The sequence below is a fragment of the Micromonospora solifontis genome, from assembly GCF_003725545.1.
In the GTDB taxonomy this organism is placed as follows: Bacteria; Actinomycetota; Actinomycetes; order Mycobacteriales; family Micromonosporaceae; genus Micromonospora; species Micromonospora solifontis.
Genome location: NZ_RJLN01000002.1, coordinates 60,028 through 76,370 on the forward strand (window position 1 = coordinate 60,028; position 16,343 = coordinate 76,370).

Here is a 16,343-nt window from a genome sequence, read left to right on the forward strand (position 1 = left end):
GGACCTGACCGGTGCGGCGTCGGTTTTGCCAGGTGCGGCGGCGTCGGCCCCGCCGAGTGCGGTGGTGTCGGTCGGGGCCGGTTCGGGCGCGGTGGTGGGCGCCGGGACGGCGGGCGGCCCGGGGGCGGTCGGGGCGACGGTGGTGACGGAGGCGGAGCCCGTCGGGGCGTCGGTGTCCGGCGGCGAGTCGCCACGGGGCTCGGCAGGCGTCACAGTCGGCGGAGTCTACCGGAGCCGAAAAATGGCCACGAAAGGCGCACCGCTGTCCTCTGTGGTCGCTTCCGGAAGGGTGAGGCGGTTGCGGGCGGAGCGCCGCGCGTCTCGTACCATGTGGCTTCGCGAAAACGACCGGATCGGGGGCGTACAGGTGGTTTCAGTCCGCCACCGCGGCACGACGGCCACCGCGCTGCTCATCCTGCTGCTGGCCACGACCGGCTGCGGGCCGGTCGCCGGACGGCAGTCCGCGGACCTGCGGGTCGGCTACGACAGCCTGGACGGGCCGCTCACCGTCTGGCCGGCGCGCGGCGGCCTGGCCGCGGACGGGGCCGCGACCGCCGGGATCGCCTCGGCCGTCCGGAGCTGGCGCTCACCGGTCGACGACCGGGCGCACCTGCCGTCCTCGGGCATCCTCTTCGCCGGCGAGGTCGCCGGCGCCCCGCTGGCCCTGGTCGCCGCCGACGTGCCCGGCGAGAGCGCCTCCTGGCTGCTGCAACTCGGCCGCGACGGGGACCGCTGGCGGGTCGACCACGCCGCCGAGTACACCGACCCCGGCTACCTGGTCTACTCCGACGTGCTGCCGGTCCGGACGGCGGAGGGCCGCCGCTACCTCACCTCAGCCCGGGTGCAGCGGCTGCTCGGCCCGGACGGGCGGACGCTGGCCACCACCGACGGCGTCACCGAGCCGGTCGCCGTGCCGCCCTGCCGGGCGGTGGAGCTGACCGCGACGCTGCGGGCCACCCGGTCGCTGCCGCGCGGCCGGGCCGCGGACCGCGTCCTCGACCTGGGTACGGCCACCGCCGACCCCCGCTACCCCCTGGTACGCGACGAGACGGGCTCCGGCAAGCGGGCGCTGACCGGCCTGGACACCTGCCAGCTCGCCGGCCCGCAGGGGCCGTTCGGCAGCGTGCCGCGCCGGATCGGCGACCGGAACGCGCCCCGGTCCGTGCCGGAGTCCTGGCCGATGGCGAAGATCGCCGTGCGGTCGCTGGGCGAGGTCACGCTGGGCGGCGGCGAGCCGGGTGACCTGGAGCAGCTGACCTGGGAGAGTGCCACCGGCACGATGACCGCCGTGGTCTACCGCCCGGCCGACGGCGCGGCCCCGGTGCTCTCCCCCGCCGACCGGTCCACCACCCTCCAGGCGTACTACCTGCCGGTGCCCGGGCAGCCCGTCGCGGTGCTGAGCTGGCGGAACAACCGGGACGCCTCGTTCGCCGCCCCACCGGGCACCCAGCGGCTGGTGGAGCGCCCGGGCCTCGTGGTGGTCCCCCAGCCCGACCGCAAGCAGACCTTCAGCCTCGCCGGCACGGAGAAGACCTGGTACCGGTCGGTGGGTGGGCGCTGACCCAATGTTGGTCGCCAGCTCGGCGAGGTGGCGGCATCCACCTGACCACGACCCCGCCACCTCCCCGACCTGGTGGCCGAGCACCTGCTCATTCCGGCAGCTCGACGACCGACCGCCGGAACGGGCTCCAACCGAGGCTGGGCCGGGCGCGGTGTCAGGCGGCGCCGACCAGCCGTATCTCGCAGCGGACACCGTTCACCTTCGCGAGCCGGCCATCACCGGTCACGAGCGGACAGGCCAGCATTTCCGCTGCCGCGACGTACGCCGCGTCGTACGCCGTGACGTTGCCGCGTAGCTGCCACATCCGGTCGAGCAGCAGCGCGGCGTTGACCTCGTCGATGACCAACGACGGCAGCGTCTCGACCGCCTCCTGAGCCCGGGAGAGGTGGAGCTTCCCCCCGAGGGTCTTGCCCCGGATGACGGACATGACCTCGACCAGGAGGTGACCAGGCGCGGCCCAGTGCGGATCCTTGGTCAACTCGGCCCGCGCCGCATCCCCGACCGGACCGTCGTCGACCAAGGCGTCGGCGAGTACCGACGCGTCAACGACGATCACGCCGCGTCTCCCCAGGTACCGCGCCGCTCCCGATCGTCTGCAAGCTCGGCGGCACTCTCTCCGGGGAGGGAGCGCGCGCCGTCGGACCTGCCGGCGAAGCGATCGAGCAGTGCGGTGTTGCGCAAACGTCGGGCCTGCGTCTCGACCAGTTCCAGTAGATATGCCTGCAGCGACTGGCCACGCGCCTTGGCCTGGGCGGCCAGAGCGTCCCGAACCTCTTCCGGTACGTCACGGATTTGCAGGGCAACCATGCATTCATTATGCATGCACCGCAGGTCCTCCGTCGAGGAAAAACGCGTGTCCGCCACACCCGAACGGGACGGGCGGCCCCGCTGGTGCGAGGCCGCCCGTGCCGGATGAGCGTCAGTTCTTGGCGGCGGCCTCGTCGGCCTGGTGCGGGTCGACCGGCGCGGCGTCCAGGCCGGAGATCCAGCCGGTGACGTCGCGGGCCACGTCCTGCGCGGTGAGCCCCAGGTCGGCGAGGATCTGGGCGCGGGTGCCGTGCGGGTGCCAGTCGGCCGGCACGCCCAGGTCCTTCAGCGGCACCCGGACGTCGGCGTCCCGCATGGCCTGGCCGAGCGCGTCGCCCACGCCGCCGACCCGGACCCCGTCCTCGACGGTGACCACGAGCCGGTGCGCGGCGGCCAGCTCGACCAGCTCGGCCGGGACCGGGCGGACCCAGCGCGGGTCGACCACGGTGACGCCGTAGCCCTGCTCGGCGACCCGGGCGGCGACCTCCATGCCGAGCCCGGCGAACGAGCCCACCGCGACCAGCAGCACGTCGGTACGCGCCGTCTCGGCCAGCACGTCGACCGCGCCGACCCGGCGGACGGCCGGCAGGTCGGCGGCGACCGTGCCGGTCGGGAAGCGCAGGATGGTCGGGCCGTCGTCCACGGCCAGCGCCTCGCGCAGCTCCTCGCGGAGGCTGGCGGAGTCGCGGGGCGCGGCGATCCGGAGCCCGGGCACCACGCCGAAGACCGACATGTCCCAGATGCCGTAGTGGCTCGGCCCGTCCGGGCCGGTGATGCCGGCCCGGTCCAGCACGAAGGTGACCGGCAGCTTGTGCATCGCCACGTCCAGCAGGACCTGGTCGAAGGCGCGGTTGAGGAAGGTGGCGTAGACGGCGACCACCGGGTGCAGGCCGCCCATCGCGAGGCCGGCCGCCGAGGTGGCCGCGTGCTGCTCGGCGATGCCCACGTCGTACACCCGCTCCGGGTACTTGCGGGCCAGGGTGGCGATGCCGGTGGGCTCGGCCATCGCGGCCGTGATGCCGACCACGTCCGGCCGCTCGTCGGCGATCTTGACCAGCTCGTCGGCGAAGACGTGGGTCCACTTCACCGACGGCGCGGCGACCAGCTGACCGGTCTCGACGTCGAAGGCGCCGGGGCCGTGCAGGCAGTCCGCCTCGTCCTCCTCGGCCGGGCGGTAGCCGTAGCCCTTGCGGGTGACCGCGTGCACTATCACCGGGCCGCCGAAGTTCTTCGCGGCGCGCAGCGCCGACTCCACCGCGGCGACGTCGTGGCCGTCGACCGGGCCGACGTACTTGATGCCGAGGTCCTCGAACATGGCCTGCGGGGCGACCGCGTCCTTGATGCCCTTCTTGACCGCGTGCAGCACCTCGTACATCGGCTTGCCGACGAACGGGGTGTTGCCGAGCGCGTCCTTGACGGTGTCGAGCACCTTCTCGTAGCCGGGGTTGAGCCGCAGCGACGACAGGTGGTCGGCGAGGCCGCCGATGGTCGGCGAGTAGGACCGGCCGTTGTCGTTGACCACGATGACGAGGGGGTTGCCGGCGGTGGCGATGTTGTTCAGCGCCTCCCAGCACATGCCGCCGGTCAGCGCGCCGTCGCCGACCACAGCCACCACGGCCCGCTTCTCGCCGCGCAGCGCGTACGCCTTGGCCAGCCCGTCGGCGTAGGACAGGGCGGTGGAGGCGTGCGAATTCTCAATCAGGTCGTGCTCGCTCTCCGCCTGGTTGGGGTAGCCGGAGAGGCCACCGCGCTGGCGGAGCTTGTCGAAGCCCTCCTGCCGGCCGGTGATGATCTTGTGTACGTAGGCCTGGTGGCCGGTGTCGAACAGGAGCCGGTCGCGCGGCGAGTCGAAGACCCGGTGCATCGCCAGGGTCAGCTCGACGACGCCCAGGTTGGGGCCGATGTGCCCGCCGGTGCGGGAGACCTTGGCGATCAGGAAGTCACGGATCTCGGCGGCGAGGATGTCCAGTTGCTCGGCCGTCATCCGCTTCACGTCCTGCGGACCGCGGACGGTGCCCAGCAGCCGGCCGTGGTTGGCCGTGCCCTCTTCAACACTCATGACGAGAGAGTCTATCGGCCGTCCCACAGCCCGCAGCCCGACCCGGATCAGGAGTCGATCACCAGCCGGCGCGGCGGGGCCGGCGGGGCCGCCGCCCGGGCCGGGCCGGCCGGCGTCCAGGAGCCCAGCACGGCCGCCCGGGTGGCGCCGGTCACCGACGGGATCGCCCCCGGCAGCCCGTGCCAGGAGAGCCAGCCCAGCAGGGCGAACGCGTACGCCTCCTTGGCCTGCGCCGGCACCCCCAGCTCGTCGGTGGTGCGCAGCCGCCAGCGCCCCTCCCCCAGCGCCGCCAGCCGGCCGCGCAGAGTGGGATTACGCACCCCGCCGCCGGCCGCGACCACCTCGGTCACGCCATGCCGGTCGCAGGCGTCCGCGACCGTCCGGGCGGTCAGCTCGGTGAGGGTGGCGAGCACATCGTCGGCGTCCACCGGCTCGCCCAGGGCGGCCAGCCGGTCGTCCAGGTAGCCGGCGTGGAACAGCTCCTTGCCGGTGGACTTGGGCGGCGGCGCGGCGTAGTACGGCTCGGCGAGCAGCGACGCCAGCAGCCCCGGGTGCACCCGGCCGGCCGCCGCGCGGGCCCCGTCGAGGTCACAGGGGCGGCCGAGGAGGCGCCGGGCGGCGGCGTCCAGCAGGGCGTTGGCCGGCCCCACGTCGTACCCGAGGACGGGCGCGCCGGGGGCGACCACGGTGAGGTTGGCGACCCCGCCGAGATTGAGTGCGGCACGCGGGGCGGTGCCGCCCGAGCCTCGCGCGGCGCGCGAGGCGGTGGCCGGGTCGAGCAGCAGCGCGTCGAAGGCCGGCACCAGCGGCGCGCCCTGGCCGCCGGCCGCGACGTCCGCCGAGCGCAGGTCGTGCAGCACCGGTACGCCGACCCGCGCCGCCACCCGGGCCGGCGCGCCGAGCTGGAGGGTGCCCCGGGCCCGGCCCGCCTCGACCCAGTGGAAGACGGTCTGCCCCGGCGACACCACCGCGTCGACCGCGCCGCCGGCCAGCTCGACGCCGGTCGCCGCCGCCTCGGCGAAGACCTCGCCGAGCCGGTTGTCGAGCCGGCAGACCGCCTCGATGGTGGTGGCCGCCGGGGGCAGCAGCGCCCCGATCGCGGCGCGCAGCGCGTCGTCGTAGTCGAGGCCGCGGTGCCCGAGCGGGCGCAGCCGCAGCGTCTCCCCGTCCCGGGTGAACTCGGCCGCCACCACGTCCACCCCGTCGTACGAGGTGCCCGACATCAGCCCGACGATTCGCAAGGAAGGGCCCCTTCTTAACGCCTGCGGTAGAGGAAGGGCCCCTTCCTAACACCCGGCCACGGGCGGGAGGAACAGACCGACCAGCTCGACGTGCTGGGTCATCGGGAACAGGTCGAAGCCACGCAGCGCGGTCAGCCGCCAGCCCAGCCCGGTGAAGGTGTGCACGTCCCGGGCGAAGGCGGCCGGGTCGCAGGCCACGTACGCCACCGCCCGCGGACCGGCGGCGGCGATCTGCCGGACCACCGCCGCGCCCGCGCCGGAGCGGGGCGGGTCGAGCACCACAAGGTCGACCGGGCCGGTGACCCGGCGGCGGGCCAGGGCGGCCTCCACCCGGGCCGCCACCACCTCCACCCGGGGCAGGTCCGACAGGTTCTCCCGGGCCGCCGCCACGCCCTCGGGCGCCGACTCGACCAGGGTGACCCGGGCGTCGCCGACCCGGCCGGCGAGCGCCGCGGCGAACAGTCCCGCGCCGCCGTACAGGTCCCAGGCGGTCTCGCCGGGCCGCGGGTCGAGCAGGTCGAGGACCGCGCCGACCAGGGTGTCCGCCGCGGCCGGGTGGACCTGCCAGAAGCCGGACGCGGGCAGCGTCCAGTCCCGGCCGGCGGCCACCTCGCGGACCCGCTGCGGGCCGCTGACCGGGGCGGGCACCCCGTCGGCGTACGCGGTCACGCTGACGTCCCCGCCCGATGAGGCGACCGTCTCGACGGCGTCGGCGTCCGGCCAGCGCGCCCCACCGGGGGCGAGCACCGGCAGTTCCTGCAGGGCCGGGTGGGCGATCAGGCAGCGGTCCACCGGCACCACCTCGTGCGAGCGGTGCTTGAGCAGGCCTGCCCGGCCGGCGCCGTCGACGGCGTACCGGACCCGGGAGCGCCAGCCCAGCGACCCGCCGGGCAGCGCCTCGACCCGGACGCCCAGCGCGTCCACCTGGGCGTCGGTGAATCCGCCGAGCCGGGTGAGCTGCTCGCGCACCACGGCCGCCTTCCAGCGCAGCTGCGCCTCGGGGGCGACGTGCTGCAGGTCGCAGCCGCCGCAGCGGCCCGGCCGCGCGTACGGGCAGGGCGGCTCGACCCGGTCCGGGGAGGCGGTGAGGATCTCCACCGCGTCGGCCCGGGCGAACCCCCGGTGCAGCTCGGTCACCTCGGCGACCACCCGCTCGCTGGGCAGCGCGTGCCGGACGAAGACCACCTGGCCGTCCACCCGGGCCACGCAGTGCCCGCCGGGGGCGACCGCGTCCACGGTCAGCTCGACCCGCTCCGCCTCCTCCAGCCCGCGCCGGGCGTCGGCGGGCGCGGTCACGTCCGGTCCCCGGTGGTCGGGCCGCTCTCGCCGGGCGGGGCGGAGACCACCGGCGGCACGGCCGGCGGCAGGGTGCTGCGCGGGGCCACCCGGGGCCCGCGCGCCGGTCCCCGGCTGAGCGTGGCGTCCAGCCGGTCCAGGTTCTTGCTGGCGGTCGAGGCGAGCTGCCACGGGACGCTGGTCACCATCACGCCCGGCTCGAACAGCAGCCGGCCCTTGAGCCGCAGCGCGCTCTGGTTGTGCAGCAGGTTCTCCCACCAGCGGCCCACCACGTACTCGGGGATGAAGACGGTGACCACGTCGCGGGGCGACTCCCGGCGGACCGAGGCGACGAAGTTGAGGATCGGCCGGGTGATCTCCCGGTACGGGGAGTCGATCACGGTGAGCGGCACCGGCAGCTCGCGCCGCTCCCAGTCGGCCTGGAGGTCCCGGGTGTCCTTGTCGTCGACGTTCACGGTGACCGCGGTCAGGGTGTCCGGCCGGGTCGCCCGGGCGTACGCGACGGCCCGCAGGGTCGGCTGGTGCAGCTTGCTGACCAGCACGATGGCGTGGTTGCGGGCGGGCAGCACGGCCCGCTGCTCGGTCGGCTCCAGCTCGGCGGCGACCCGGTCGTAGTGCCGGCGGATGGCCAGCATGAGCACGTAGATCAGCGCCATCGCGGCGATCGCGATCCACGCGCCGAGCAGGAACTTGGTGATCAGGACGATGACCAGCACCACCCCGGTCATCGCCATGCCGAACGTGTTGATCGCCCGCGAGCGGATCATCCGCCGCCGCGCCTCCGGATCCCGCTCGGTACGCAGGTGCCGGTTCCAGTGCCGGATCATGCCGGCCTGCGACAGGGTGAACGAGACGAACACCCCGACGATGTAGAGCTGGATCAGCCGGGTGACCTCGGCCTGGAAGCCGACGATCAGCACCACGGCGGCGACGGCGAGGAAGACGATGCCGTTGGAGAAGGCCAGCCGGTCGCCCCGGGTGTGCAGCTGGCGGGGCAGGTAACGGTCCTGGGCCAGGATCGAGCCGAGCACCGGGAAGCCGTTGAAGGCGGTGTTGGCGGCCAGGAAGAGGATCAGCGCCGTCATGGCGGCCACCACGTAGAGCAGCACCGAGCCGTTGCCGAAGACGGTCTCGCCGAGCTGCGCGGTGACGGTCTTCTGCACGTACCCCGGCGGCCCGGAGATGATCTGGGACGGACTCTCGACGAACTGGAGGCCGGTCCGCCGCGCCAGCAGGATGATGCCGACCAGCATGCTCACCGCGATGGTGCCGAGCAGCAGCAGGGTGGTCGCCGCGTTCTTCGACTTCGGCGTCTTGAACGCCGGTACGCCGTTGGAGATCGCCTCCACCCCGGTGAGCGCGGCACAGCCGGAGGAGAAGGTCCGCAGCAGCAGGAAGACCAGCGCGAAACCGGTGACGCTGTGCTCGGCCCTGATCTCCAACCCGGCGCTCGGGGCGTGCAGGTCGTGGCCGAGCACGAAGATCCGGACCACGCCGGTGAGCAGCATGCCGCCGATGACGATCACGAAGCCGTAGGTGGGGACGGCGAAGGCGGTGCCCGACTCGCGCAGGCCGCGCAGGTTCATCGCGGTGAGCAGCACCACCGCGCTGACCGCGATGAGCACCTTGTGGGTGGCCACGAAGGGCACCACCGAGCCGAGGTTCGCCACCCCCGAGGAGACCGAGACGGCGACGGTGAGCACGTAGTCGACCAGCAGCGCGCTGGCCACGGCGAGGCCGGCGCGGGGCCCGAGGTTGACCGTGGCCACCTCGTAGTCGCCGCCGCCCGAGGGGTAGGCGTGCACGTTCTGCCGGTAGCTCGCCACCACCGTGAGCATCACCACGACCACCGCGAGGGCGATCCACGGGGACAAGAGGAACGCCGACGCGCCCGCGATGGAGAGCGTCAGCAGGATCTCGTCCGGGGCGTACGCCACGCTGGAGAGGGCGTCGGAGGCGAAGACCGGCAGCGCGATGCGCTTCGGCAGGAGGGTGTGCTGGAGACGGTCGGACCGGAACGGTCGACCGAGGAGGAGTCGCTTCAGCAGCGAGGTGGGTCGGGCCACAACCGCCAAGAGTACGACCACCACGGGCCGGACGCCGGGGGTGCCTGATCACCCTCGGGTCTGCCCGCGCGGTACGGTCGATCCCCCGCCGGCGGTGGGGACGTGGCAGGCTCGCAGACGACGGGCCAGCAGGCGGCACCGTGGGAGGAGCGGACCGTGCATGTCGTGATCATGGGCTGCGGCCGGGTCGGGTCGACCCTGGCGCACAGCCTGGAGTCCCGGGGGCACTCGGTGGCGGTGATCGACCAGGACGCGGACGCGTTCCGCCGTCTCGGCCCGGACTTCGCCGGCATCACCGTCACCGGCGCCGGCTTCGACGGCGAGGTGCTGCGCCAGGCCGGCATCGAGCGTGCCGACGCCTTCGCGGCGGTCTCCAGCGGCGACAACTCCAACATCATCTCGGCCCGGCTGGCGCGGGAGACCTTCGGCGTCTCCCGGGTGGCCGCCCGGATCTACGACCAGCGCCGCGCGCAGGTCTACGAGCGCCTCGGCATCCCCACCGTGGCCACCGTCCGGTGGACCGCCGACCGGATGCTGCGGCACCTGGTCCCCGAGGGCAACGTGGAGATCTTCCGGGACCCGACCAGCACCGTGTCGATCATCGAGGTGCCGGTGCACAAGGACTGGATCGGCCGGTCGCTGCGGCAACTCGAGGACGCCGCGGGTGCCCGGGTGGCGTACCTCATCCGGTTCGGGATCGGCACCCTGCCCACCGCCTCCAGCGTGGTGCAGGAGGGCGACCAGGTCTTCATGCTGGTGACCGACGACATCATCGGGTCGGTCACCTCGGTGGCGGCGGCGCCGCCGGAAGGAGGGCACTGAGCGATGCGGATCGCCATCGCGGGCGCCGGCAACGTGGGCCGGTCGATCGCCCAGGAGCTGATCGACAACGGGCACCAGGTGATGCTGATCGAGCGGCAGCCCAAGATGCTGCGGCCCGACCGGGTGCCGGCCGCCGAGTGGGTGCTCGCCGACGCGTGCGAGCTGGCCAGCCTGGAGGAGGCCAACCTCTCCGGCTGCGACGTGGTGGTGGCCGCCACCGGCGACGACAAGGTCAACCTGGTGGTGTCCCTGCTGGCCAAGACCGAGTTCGCGGTGCCCCGCGTGGTCGCCCGGGTCAACCGGGCGGAGAACGAGTGGCTCTTCACCGAGCAGTGGGGCGTCGACGTGGCGGTGAGCAAGCCGCGGGTGATGGCCGCCCTGGTCGAGGAGGCGGTCACGGTCGGCGACCTGGTCCGGCTGATGACCTTCCGCCAGGGCGAGGCGAACCTGGTCGAGATCACCCTGCCGCCGACCGCCCCGTACGTGGGCCAGCCGATCCACGCGGTGCCGATCCCCCGGGACGCCGCCCTGGTGGCGATCCTGCGCGGCAAGCGGGTGCTGGTGCCCACGCCGGACGATCCGATCGAGGCCGGCGACGAGCTGATCTTCGTGTGCACGGCGGCGGTGGAGGACGAGGTCCGCGGGGTGATCCTCGGCCCGGACAGCGTCGAACGCACCCGCGACCGGGCCTGAGCGCAGGTCCGGTCGCCCGGCCGGCCGCACCGGCTCTGGGCCGGTGCGGCGCTCAGGCGCCCGGCAGCGGCGTCGACGGGGCGGTCTCCCGGGTGACCCGGCGCACCGTCCAGACGGTGATCAGCAGCAGCAGCGCGTACGGCGGGTAGCCCAGGGCGAGCCGGGCCACGCCCAGCGCGGTGTCCTGGTGGGCCAGGTAGAGACCGGCCTGCACGCCCACCTTGGCCAGCCACACCACGCCCCAGAGCACGGTGAGCTGGGTGAAGGTGCGGACCAGCCGGGGATTGTCCCGCCATTCCGAGCGGCCCTTGGCCACCAGCACCGACCAGATCCAGCCCACCAGGGGCTGCCGGATCGCCGCCGACAGCAGCAGGGCCAGGCCGTAGCCGATGCCGTAGAGGATGCCGGGGAGGTAGAAGTCCCGCTCGTCGCCGGTCCGCCAGGCGATGGCCGCGCCGATGGCGATGCCGACCAGGCCGTTGACGGCGTGCCGGACCGGCCGCCGCTGGACCAGCCGCAGGCCTGCGATGAGCAGCGCCACGGCCACCGAGGCGATCACCGCGGGGCGCAGCTCGCCCAGCACGTTGGCGATCACGAAGACCACCACGGGGATGCTCGACTCGACCAGGCCCCGCCAGCCGCCGAGCTGGTCGGCCATCTGCTCGGCCATGCTGGGCAGCCGGTCGTCGTCCGCCGGCCCGGTCTCCGGATCGGTGTGCTGTCCGGTCGTCACTTCGGCGACTCCAGCTCGTAGTACGGGTTGTAGATCACCTTGCGGTCGTCCCGGACGGCCACCCGGCCGCGGGCGGTCAGGTGCCGGCCCGGCTCGATCCCGGCGATGTGCCGCCGGCCCAACCAGACCAGGGTGACCACGTCGTTGCCGTCGTAGAGGTCGGCCTCCAGGGTCGGCAGGTTCGTCCGGGGCGTGTAGACCACCGTGCGGAGCCGGCCGGCGACCGACACCACCTGGCCGCGGCTGCACTGGTGGGCCGGCATGCCGCCGGACTGGGCGCTCTCCCGGCGCAGCTCCTGCGCCTCGATCTCGGACTCGCTCGCGGTGAGCCGATGCAGGAGCCGCCGGAGCGACACCCGGCTCTCGTCGGTCGTCATGACCTCCGCGTCACCCTTCTCCACCCGGTCCGCCCGGCGCTGACTCGGCCCGGCGGAGCGCCGGGGCCGTCCCGCCAGCGTACGCCGAGACGCCCCGCCGGCCGAGCCGGCGTCCGTCCGGGCGTACCCCCGTCCGGGGGCCGACGCGCGGCGGGCCCGGCGCCGCCGGCGGGAGCCGACGGGCACCGGGCCCGGCGCGGTACGTCTCAGGCCTCGCGCTGCTCCGGCGCGGGCTGCTGCCCGGCCGCCTGCTGCTCCGCCACCTCGCGGGGCAGCCGCAGCGGCAGCGGCTCCCGGACCGGCTTGGCCTCCTGGCCCCGGTCGACGACCAGGCCGTCGAGGCAGGCCGCCAGCGGGCCGGCGGCGACCGGATTCGTGGCCGCCTCGCCCTGGTAGACGCCGCGGACCATCCAGCGCGGCCCGTCGATGCCGACGAAGCGCAGGTCGGTCAGGCCGTCCGGGGTACGCACCCGGGCGCGCAGCTCGGTGCCGTACTCGCCCTCGACCTCCTGGGCGGCGGCGCCGTCGTTGAACAGCGACTGCCGGATCTCCTCGCGCACCTCGTCCCAGATGCCCTCGGAGCGGGGCGCGGCGAAGACGCCGAGCTGCAGGGCGTTCTGCCCGTGCACCAGCACGACCTGCTGGATCACGCCCTGCGGGTCGGCCTGCACCCGCACCTCGACCTCCGGCACCGCCGGGATCTGGAGGCTGCCCAGGTCCAGTCGCGGCGCGTCCGGCGCCTCGGCGACGTCGTACGGGCCCCGGGCCGGCGGCGTCGGAGTCTCCTCGTCGTCGAGGACCCCGGGGTTCCGCTCGTCACGCGCGTGCCGCGCGCCCTCGGCCCGCTTACGAGAGAAGATCACTGCGCCCACCCTCCGCTGTTCGCACTCACCCTGCCACCTCTTCCGTCTGCCCGCCCGCCGGAGCCGGAACCAGCCCGGCGTGCCCGCCGGTGGACCCGTGCCCGCCGGCGCCCCGCCGGGAGGCGGGCAGTTCCGCCACCGGCTGGAACTCGGCCCGCGCGACCCGCTGGACGACGAGCTGCGCGATCCGGTCGCCCCGGCTGATCTTCGCCGGGGTGTCCTGATCATGGTTGATCAGGTTGACCAGGATCTCACCCCGGTAGCCGGCGTCGACCGTACCGGGCGCGTTGAGCACCGTCACGCCGAGCCTGGCCGCCAGCCCCGATCGGGGGTGCACCAGCCCGACGTACCCCTCGGGCAGCGCGATGGCCACGCCGGTGGGCACCAGGGCCCGCCCGCCGGGCGGCAGCTCCACGTCCGCGGCGGCCACCAGGTCCGCGCCGGCGTCGCCGGGATGGGCGTACGCCGGCAGCGGCAGCTCGGGGTCGAGCTGCCGTACCGGCACGGGTACGACGTCTGTCACGGTCTTCCTCTTCCGTCCGGTCCTTGCGGGGGTAACCCTGCCATCCTGCCGGTTGGCGGGCCGGCCGTGCGCCGTACCCTCGGACTGTGCGCCAGTCGTCGTTCCCGTCCGCCCCGACGTCCCGGGTGACCCCCGCCGCGGAGTACGCGGAGCGGCTCACCCTGCCCTGGTGGGCCTGGCCGGCCGGGCTGGCCCTGGCCGGGCTGCTCGCCGCCGAGCTGTGGATGGGCGCGAGCGGCGTCCGTGCCTGGCTGCCCTTCGCGGTGCTGATCCCGGCGGCCGTGGCCGGACTGGCCTGGCTGGGTCGGATCCGGGTCGCGGTCCGCGACGGCGAGCTGCGGGTGGACGACGCCCGCCTCCCGGTCCGGTACGTCGCCGACGTGGTCCCGCTCGACGCGGCCGGCCGGCGCGAGGCGCTCGGCGTCGGCGCCGACCCGCTCGCCTTCGTGGTGCAGCGGCCCTGGGTCGGCGGCGCGGTGCAGGTGGTGCTGGACGACCCCGCCGACCCCACCCCGTTCTGGGTGGTGAGCACCCGGCACCCGGTGGAGCTGGCCGCCGCCGTCCTCGCCGCCCGCGACGCCGCCTGACCGAGCCCGCTCGCCGCACCCTCTCACCGCGCCACCGTGCCTCTCGCCGCGCCACCGTGGCCGGCGGCGCCCCGCCGCCCGCCGCTGCTGTTGCGCGCTGTTTCCGGGAAAGAGTGCCCATCCGCCGGCCGGTGGCCACTGTTTCCCTGCTTTAGTGGCATCGGGCCGGGACGGCGCGACGCTGCTCTACTGGCGTCGGGCCGGGAGCGGGCGCGAACCGGGCTCAGGGGAGGGCAGGGCGGGAGCCACCGGGCAGGTCACGAGCCTGCCGGCGCAGGTCCTTGCGGAGCTGGTCGGCCAGGGTACGGGTGGCCCGGCGGTTGAGGTAGCCGGCCACGGCGGCGCCGGTCAGGAACGGGCCCAGCGTGGTCAGGTTCCGGCCGAACCGGCGCAGCAGGCTGTCCCGCAGCTCGCGGCGGGCGGCGGTGCCGAGTACCGCGCTCACCCCGACCCCGGGCATCATCGGGTTGATCCCCCGTTGGCTGGCCCAGGACTGCACCAGGGCGACCGCGCGCGGCGTGCCGCCGGGGGGCAGCGGGACCCGGTGGATCTCGTGCAGCTCGCCGATCAGCTTCAGCTCGATGGCGACCACCGCGACCGTCTCGGCGGCCAGCAGCACCGGCGCGGAGAGCAGCGTCGGGGTGACCGCCCATTCCACCGCGGCGACCCCGCCACCGGCCGCGCCGACCCCGGCGGTGGCCCGGGCGGCGTTGCGGATCAGGCGCTCGGCCAGCTCGTCGTCATCCAGGCCGGGGAAGTGCCGGCGCAGCGTGGCCAGATCCCGGATCGGCACGTGCGGGGCGACCTCGGCGACGGTGTCCGCCATCCAGCGGACCGCGGCCTTCGGCTTGAACAGGTCGGTGAGCCCACGGGCCCGCGCCTGACCGACCAGCCGGGTGAGCAGCTGCCGACGCCGGGCGGGCGCGATGTCGTCGGCGGTGAGGGCGGCGACGGTTGCGCCGAGCTGGTCGGCGTCGCCGGCCGGCGCGTCACCGTTCCCGGTCGAGGGGTCGACGCCGGGCTCGTCGGCGCTCGGCCCCCCGGCCCGCTCGCTGCGCTCGCTCACGCCGCCGCCTCGCTCCGCTCCACGGCGACGCGAGGCGCCACGCTACTGAGCCAGATGGTTCGCTCGCTGCGCTCGCTCACTCTCCGCCCTCCCGTGCTCCGGGCGGCGTGGCAGCCGCCGGTACGAGTCAAGCAGCTTCCCGCCACCGGCGCACGGCGGCTCGAACAGCGGCGGCCCCGTCGAGGAGGCCGCCGCCGGTGACACGAGTCGGGGTCAGACGCACTCGCGGCAGATCAGTTCGCCGTTCCGCTCGACGGCGAGCTGGCTGCGGTGGTGGACCAGGAAGCAGCGGCCGCACCGGAACTCGTCCTGCTGCATCGGTAGCACCTTGACCGTGAGCTCTTCGTCGGCCAGGTCGGCGCCGGGGAGCTCGAAGCTCTCCGCCACCTCGGCCTCGTCGACGTCCACGGCGCCCGACTGTGAGTCGACCCGCCGTGCCTTGAGCTCTTCCAGGCTGTCCTCGCCGAGGTCGACCTCGTCGCGACGCGGGGCGTCGTAGTCGGTGGCCATCGGTTTCACTCTCCCATATCGATATGGTCGCTTCCGGGTGTAACGCCGGACGACGCTGTTTCGGTTCCACTGGCCGGCCACCAAATGTGTCGGTCACCCGACGCAACGACCGGTGGGCCGAGTCGCCAGAGGAACTCCCCCGGCGAGCGCGGAACCTTACCCCCCCTTTGGGCGAGGCATGTATACCGCCCTCGTGGCAGAGATGTACGCCCCTGCGCCCGAAGTTGTTCCCAATGTGACTCAGGCGACACGAAGATAGGGGTAGTACTACCCGTTCCCCCGGTGGCGCGCCGGCATGTCGGACTGTTTCCACGCGACGGCCGGACAACCGTTAACCTCAGCGGCGTACTCGACGGCCCGACCGCCGGCGGCCGCCGCCACCCAATCACTGTCCGGGGAGCGCCCAGATGAGTTTTGCGCGAGTGCGGGCACTCGTTGTCGTCGGCCTGTTGGCGGTCTTCGCCCTGGTCTTCGTCGTCATCGCACTGGTGCGGGACACCCAGAGCAACGCGGGCACCGCCGAGGGCTGCCCCAAGAGTTGGCCGCTGGCCGACGTCACGCTGCGCGAGCCCAAGGACGTCAAGATCAACGTCTACAACGGCACCGACGAGGCGGGCCTGGCGGGCAGCGTCGCGGACGACTTCCGCAACCGCAAGTTCCAGGTCAAGAAGGAAGGCAACGCCCCCAAGCAGGTGGACGACGTCGCCGTGCTGCGCTTCGGACCGAAGGGCGTCGGCTCCGCGCATCTGCTGCGGGCCTATTTCCTCGACAACGCCGATCCGCAGTTCGACATCAAGCGCAAGGACGACACGGTCGACGTGATCCTCGGCAACAGCTTCCAGCAGTTGGCCACCACCACCGAGGTCAACCAGTCGCTCGGCGACCTCGGCTCGCCGGTCGCCCCGCCCGGCACCTGCCCGGCCCCGGTGGACAAATGACCCGTGGTCGGCCGTCCGGCCAGCCGTGATCCATCCGAATTGCCGAAAAGAGTGGCCGCTCCGCCGCGGAGGCCACTCTTTTCGCGTATCGGCGGGGCTCTGGACGTGGTGGCCGCCGCGTCGACCGGCGGTGAGCGGACCGCGCGGACCCGCCCCGGACGGCGGGTCAGGGACCGCCGGCGCGCGGACCCGCCCGGACGG

General features: G+C 74.2%; 17 protein-coding genes. 5 read left to right on the forward strand and 12 right to left on the reverse strand.

Going from position 1 to position 16,343, the window contains the following annotated elements; translation table 11 throughout:
• Positions 1 to 367 precede the first annotated feature (367 nt).
• Positions 368 to 1,561, forward strand: coding sequence for a hypothetical protein (locus tag EFE23_RS01115; protein ID WP_123239049.1), 1,194 nt, complete (start codon positions 368 to 370; stop codon positions 1,559 to 1,561).
• Positions 1,562 to 1,715: 154 nt separating this feature from the next.
• Here the strand turns inward: EFE23_RS01115 and EFE23_RS01120 are convergent, their stop codons facing one another.
• The 6 genes from EFE23_RS01120 to EFE23_RS01145 all read right to left on the reverse strand — a co-directional run bounded on the left by EFE23_RS01120 (position 1,716) and on the right by EFE23_RS01145 (position 9,030).
• Positions 1,716 to 2,132 (reverse strand): type II toxin-antitoxin system VapC family toxin, encoded by a 417-nt coding sequence (locus tag EFE23_RS01120; RefSeq protein WP_123238969.1) that lies wholly within the window; start codon positions 2,130 to 2,132, stop codon positions 1,716 to 1,718.
• Positions 2,114 to 2,368, reverse strand: coding sequence for a FitA-like ribbon-helix-helix domain-containing protein (locus tag EFE23_RS01125; RefSeq protein WP_123238970.1), 255 nt, complete (start codon positions 2,366 to 2,368; stop codon positions 2,114 to 2,116). The genes EFE23_RS01120 and EFE23_RS01125 overlap by 19 nt, the downstream gene beginning before the upstream one ends.
• A 112-nt stretch (positions 2,369 to 2,480) precedes the next feature.
• Positions 2,481 to 4,427 carry a 1-deoxy-D-xylulose-5-phosphate synthase gene (gene dxs / locus EFE23_RS01130; RefSeq protein ID WP_123238971.1) on the reverse strand — a complete coding sequence of 649 codons (1,947 nt, stop codon included), beginning with the start codon at positions 4,425 to 4,427 and terminating at the stop codon, positions 2,481 to 2,483.
• A 47-nt stretch (positions 4,428 to 4,474) separates the two neighbouring features.
• Entirely contained in the window at positions 4,475 to 5,668 is a 1,194-nt protein-coding gene (locus EFE23_RS01135; RefSeq protein ID WP_123238972.1) for an anhydro-N-acetylmuramic acid kinase, read from the reverse strand.
• 45 nt (positions 5,669 to 5,713) lie between these two features.
• Entirely contained in the window at positions 5,714 to 6,964 is a 1,251-nt protein-coding gene (locus tag EFE23_RS01140) for a class I SAM-dependent RNA methyltransferase (RefSeq protein WP_123238973.1), read from the reverse strand.
• Entirely contained in the window at positions 6,961 to 9,030 is a 2,070-nt protein-coding gene (locus EFE23_RS01145) for an APC family permease (protein ID WP_123238974.1), read from the reverse strand. Before EFE23_RS01145 ends, EFE23_RS01140 begins: the two co-directional genes overlap by 4 nt.
• Before the next feature lie 156 nt (positions 9,031 to 9,186).
• Between EFE23_RS01145 and EFE23_RS01150 the strand changes: the two genes are divergently transcribed.
• On the forward strand, positions 9,187 to 9,852 hold the full coding sequence (locus EFE23_RS01150; RefSeq protein WP_123238975.1) for a potassium channel family protein: 666 nt from the start codon (positions 9,187 to 9,189) through the stop codon (positions 9,850 to 9,852).
• 3 nt (positions 9,853 to 9,855) lie between these two features.
• Positions 9,856 to 10,545 (forward strand): potassium channel family protein, encoded by a 690-nt coding sequence (locus tag EFE23_RS01155; protein WP_123238976.1) that lies wholly within the window; start codon positions 9,856 to 9,858, stop codon positions 10,543 to 10,545.
• A 52-nt stretch (positions 10,546 to 10,597) separates the two neighbouring features.
• Here EFE23_RS01155 and EFE23_RS01160 read toward each other — a convergent pair whose 3' ends face one another.
• The 4 genes from EFE23_RS01160 to dut form a co-directional block, all read right to left on the reverse strand.
• Positions 10,598 to 11,278, reverse strand: coding sequence for a DUF3159 domain-containing protein (locus EFE23_RS01160; RefSeq protein WP_123238977.1), 681 nt, complete (start codon positions 11,276 to 11,278; stop codon positions 10,598 to 10,600).
• The gene (locus EFE23_RS01165) at positions 11,275 to 11,655 is read right to left on the reverse strand and encodes an OB-fold nucleic acid binding domain-containing protein (RefSeq protein WP_123239050.1); all 381 of its coding nucleotides are present in this window, start codon (positions 11,653 to 11,655) and stop codon (positions 11,275 to 11,277) included. Before EFE23_RS01165 ends, EFE23_RS01160 begins: the two co-directional genes overlap by 4 nt.
• 206 nt (positions 11,656 to 11,861) lie before the next feature.
• The gene (locus tag EFE23_RS01170) at positions 11,862 to 12,518 is read right to left on the reverse strand and encodes a DUF3710 domain-containing protein (protein WP_123238978.1); all 657 of its coding nucleotides are present in this window, start codon (positions 12,516 to 12,518) and stop codon (positions 11,862 to 11,864) included.
• 25 nt (positions 12,519 to 12,543) lie between these two features.
• Positions 12,544 to 13,041 (reverse strand): dUTP diphosphatase, encoded by a 498-nt coding sequence (gene dut, locus EFE23_RS01175; protein WP_123238979.1) that lies wholly within the window; start codon positions 13,039 to 13,041, stop codon positions 12,544 to 12,546.
• Between the two features lie 86 nt (positions 13,042 to 13,127).
• On the opposite strand from dut, the gene EFE23_RS01180 reads away from it, so the two are divergent.
• Entirely contained in the window at positions 13,128 to 13,628 is a 501-nt protein-coding gene (locus EFE23_RS01180; protein ID WP_123238980.1) for a DUF3093 domain-containing protein, read from the forward strand.
• Between the two features lie 223 nt (positions 13,629 to 13,851).
• On the opposite strand, the gene EFE23_RS01185 is transcribed toward EFE23_RS01180, so the two are convergent.
• Both EFE23_RS01185 and EFE23_RS01190 read right to left on the reverse strand, forming a co-directional pair.
• Positions 13,852 to 14,694 carry a hypothetical protein gene (locus EFE23_RS01185; protein ID WP_123238981.1) on the reverse strand — a complete coding sequence of 281 codons (843 nt, stop codon included), beginning with the start codon at positions 14,692 to 14,694 and terminating at the stop codon, positions 13,852 to 13,854.
• Between the two features lie 213 nt (positions 14,695 to 14,907).
• Positions 14,908 to 15,204: a DUF4193 domain-containing protein gene (locus EFE23_RS01190; protein ID WP_046565779.1), complete on the reverse strand. Its 297-nt coding sequence runs from the start codon at positions 15,202 to 15,204 to the stop codon at positions 14,908 to 14,910.
• 422 nt (positions 15,205 to 15,626) lie between these two features.
• Between EFE23_RS01190 and EFE23_RS01195 the strand changes: the two genes are divergently transcribed.
• Positions 15,627 to 16,142: a LytR C-terminal domain-containing protein gene (locus EFE23_RS01195; RefSeq protein ID WP_199736883.1), complete on the forward strand. Its 516-nt coding sequence runs from the start codon at positions 15,627 to 15,629 to the stop codon at positions 16,140 to 16,142.
• Positions 16,143 to 16,343: the final 201 nt, after the last annotated feature.

Coding starts and splice junctions, on each gene's coding strand:
- EFE23_RS01165 (WP_123239050.1), bottom strand. CDS start 11,655: ATGACGACCGACGAGAGCCGGGTGTCGCTCCGGCGGCTCCTGCATCGG.
- EFE23_RS01190 (WP_046565779.1), bottom strand. CDS start 15,204: ATGGCCACCGACTACGACGCCCCGCGTCGCGACGAGGTCGACCTCGGC.
- EFE23_RS01155 (WP_123238976.1), top strand. CDS start 9,856: ATGCGGATCGCCATCGCGGGCGCCGGCAACGTGGGCCGGTCGATCGCC.
- EFE23_RS01125 (WP_123238970.1), bottom strand. CDS start 2,368: ATGGTTGCCCTGCAAATCCGTGACGTACCGGAAGAGGTTCGGGACGCT.
- dxs (WP_123238971.1), bottom strand. CDS start 4,427: ATGAGTGTTGAAGAGGGCACGGCCAACCACGGCCGGCTGCTGGGCACC.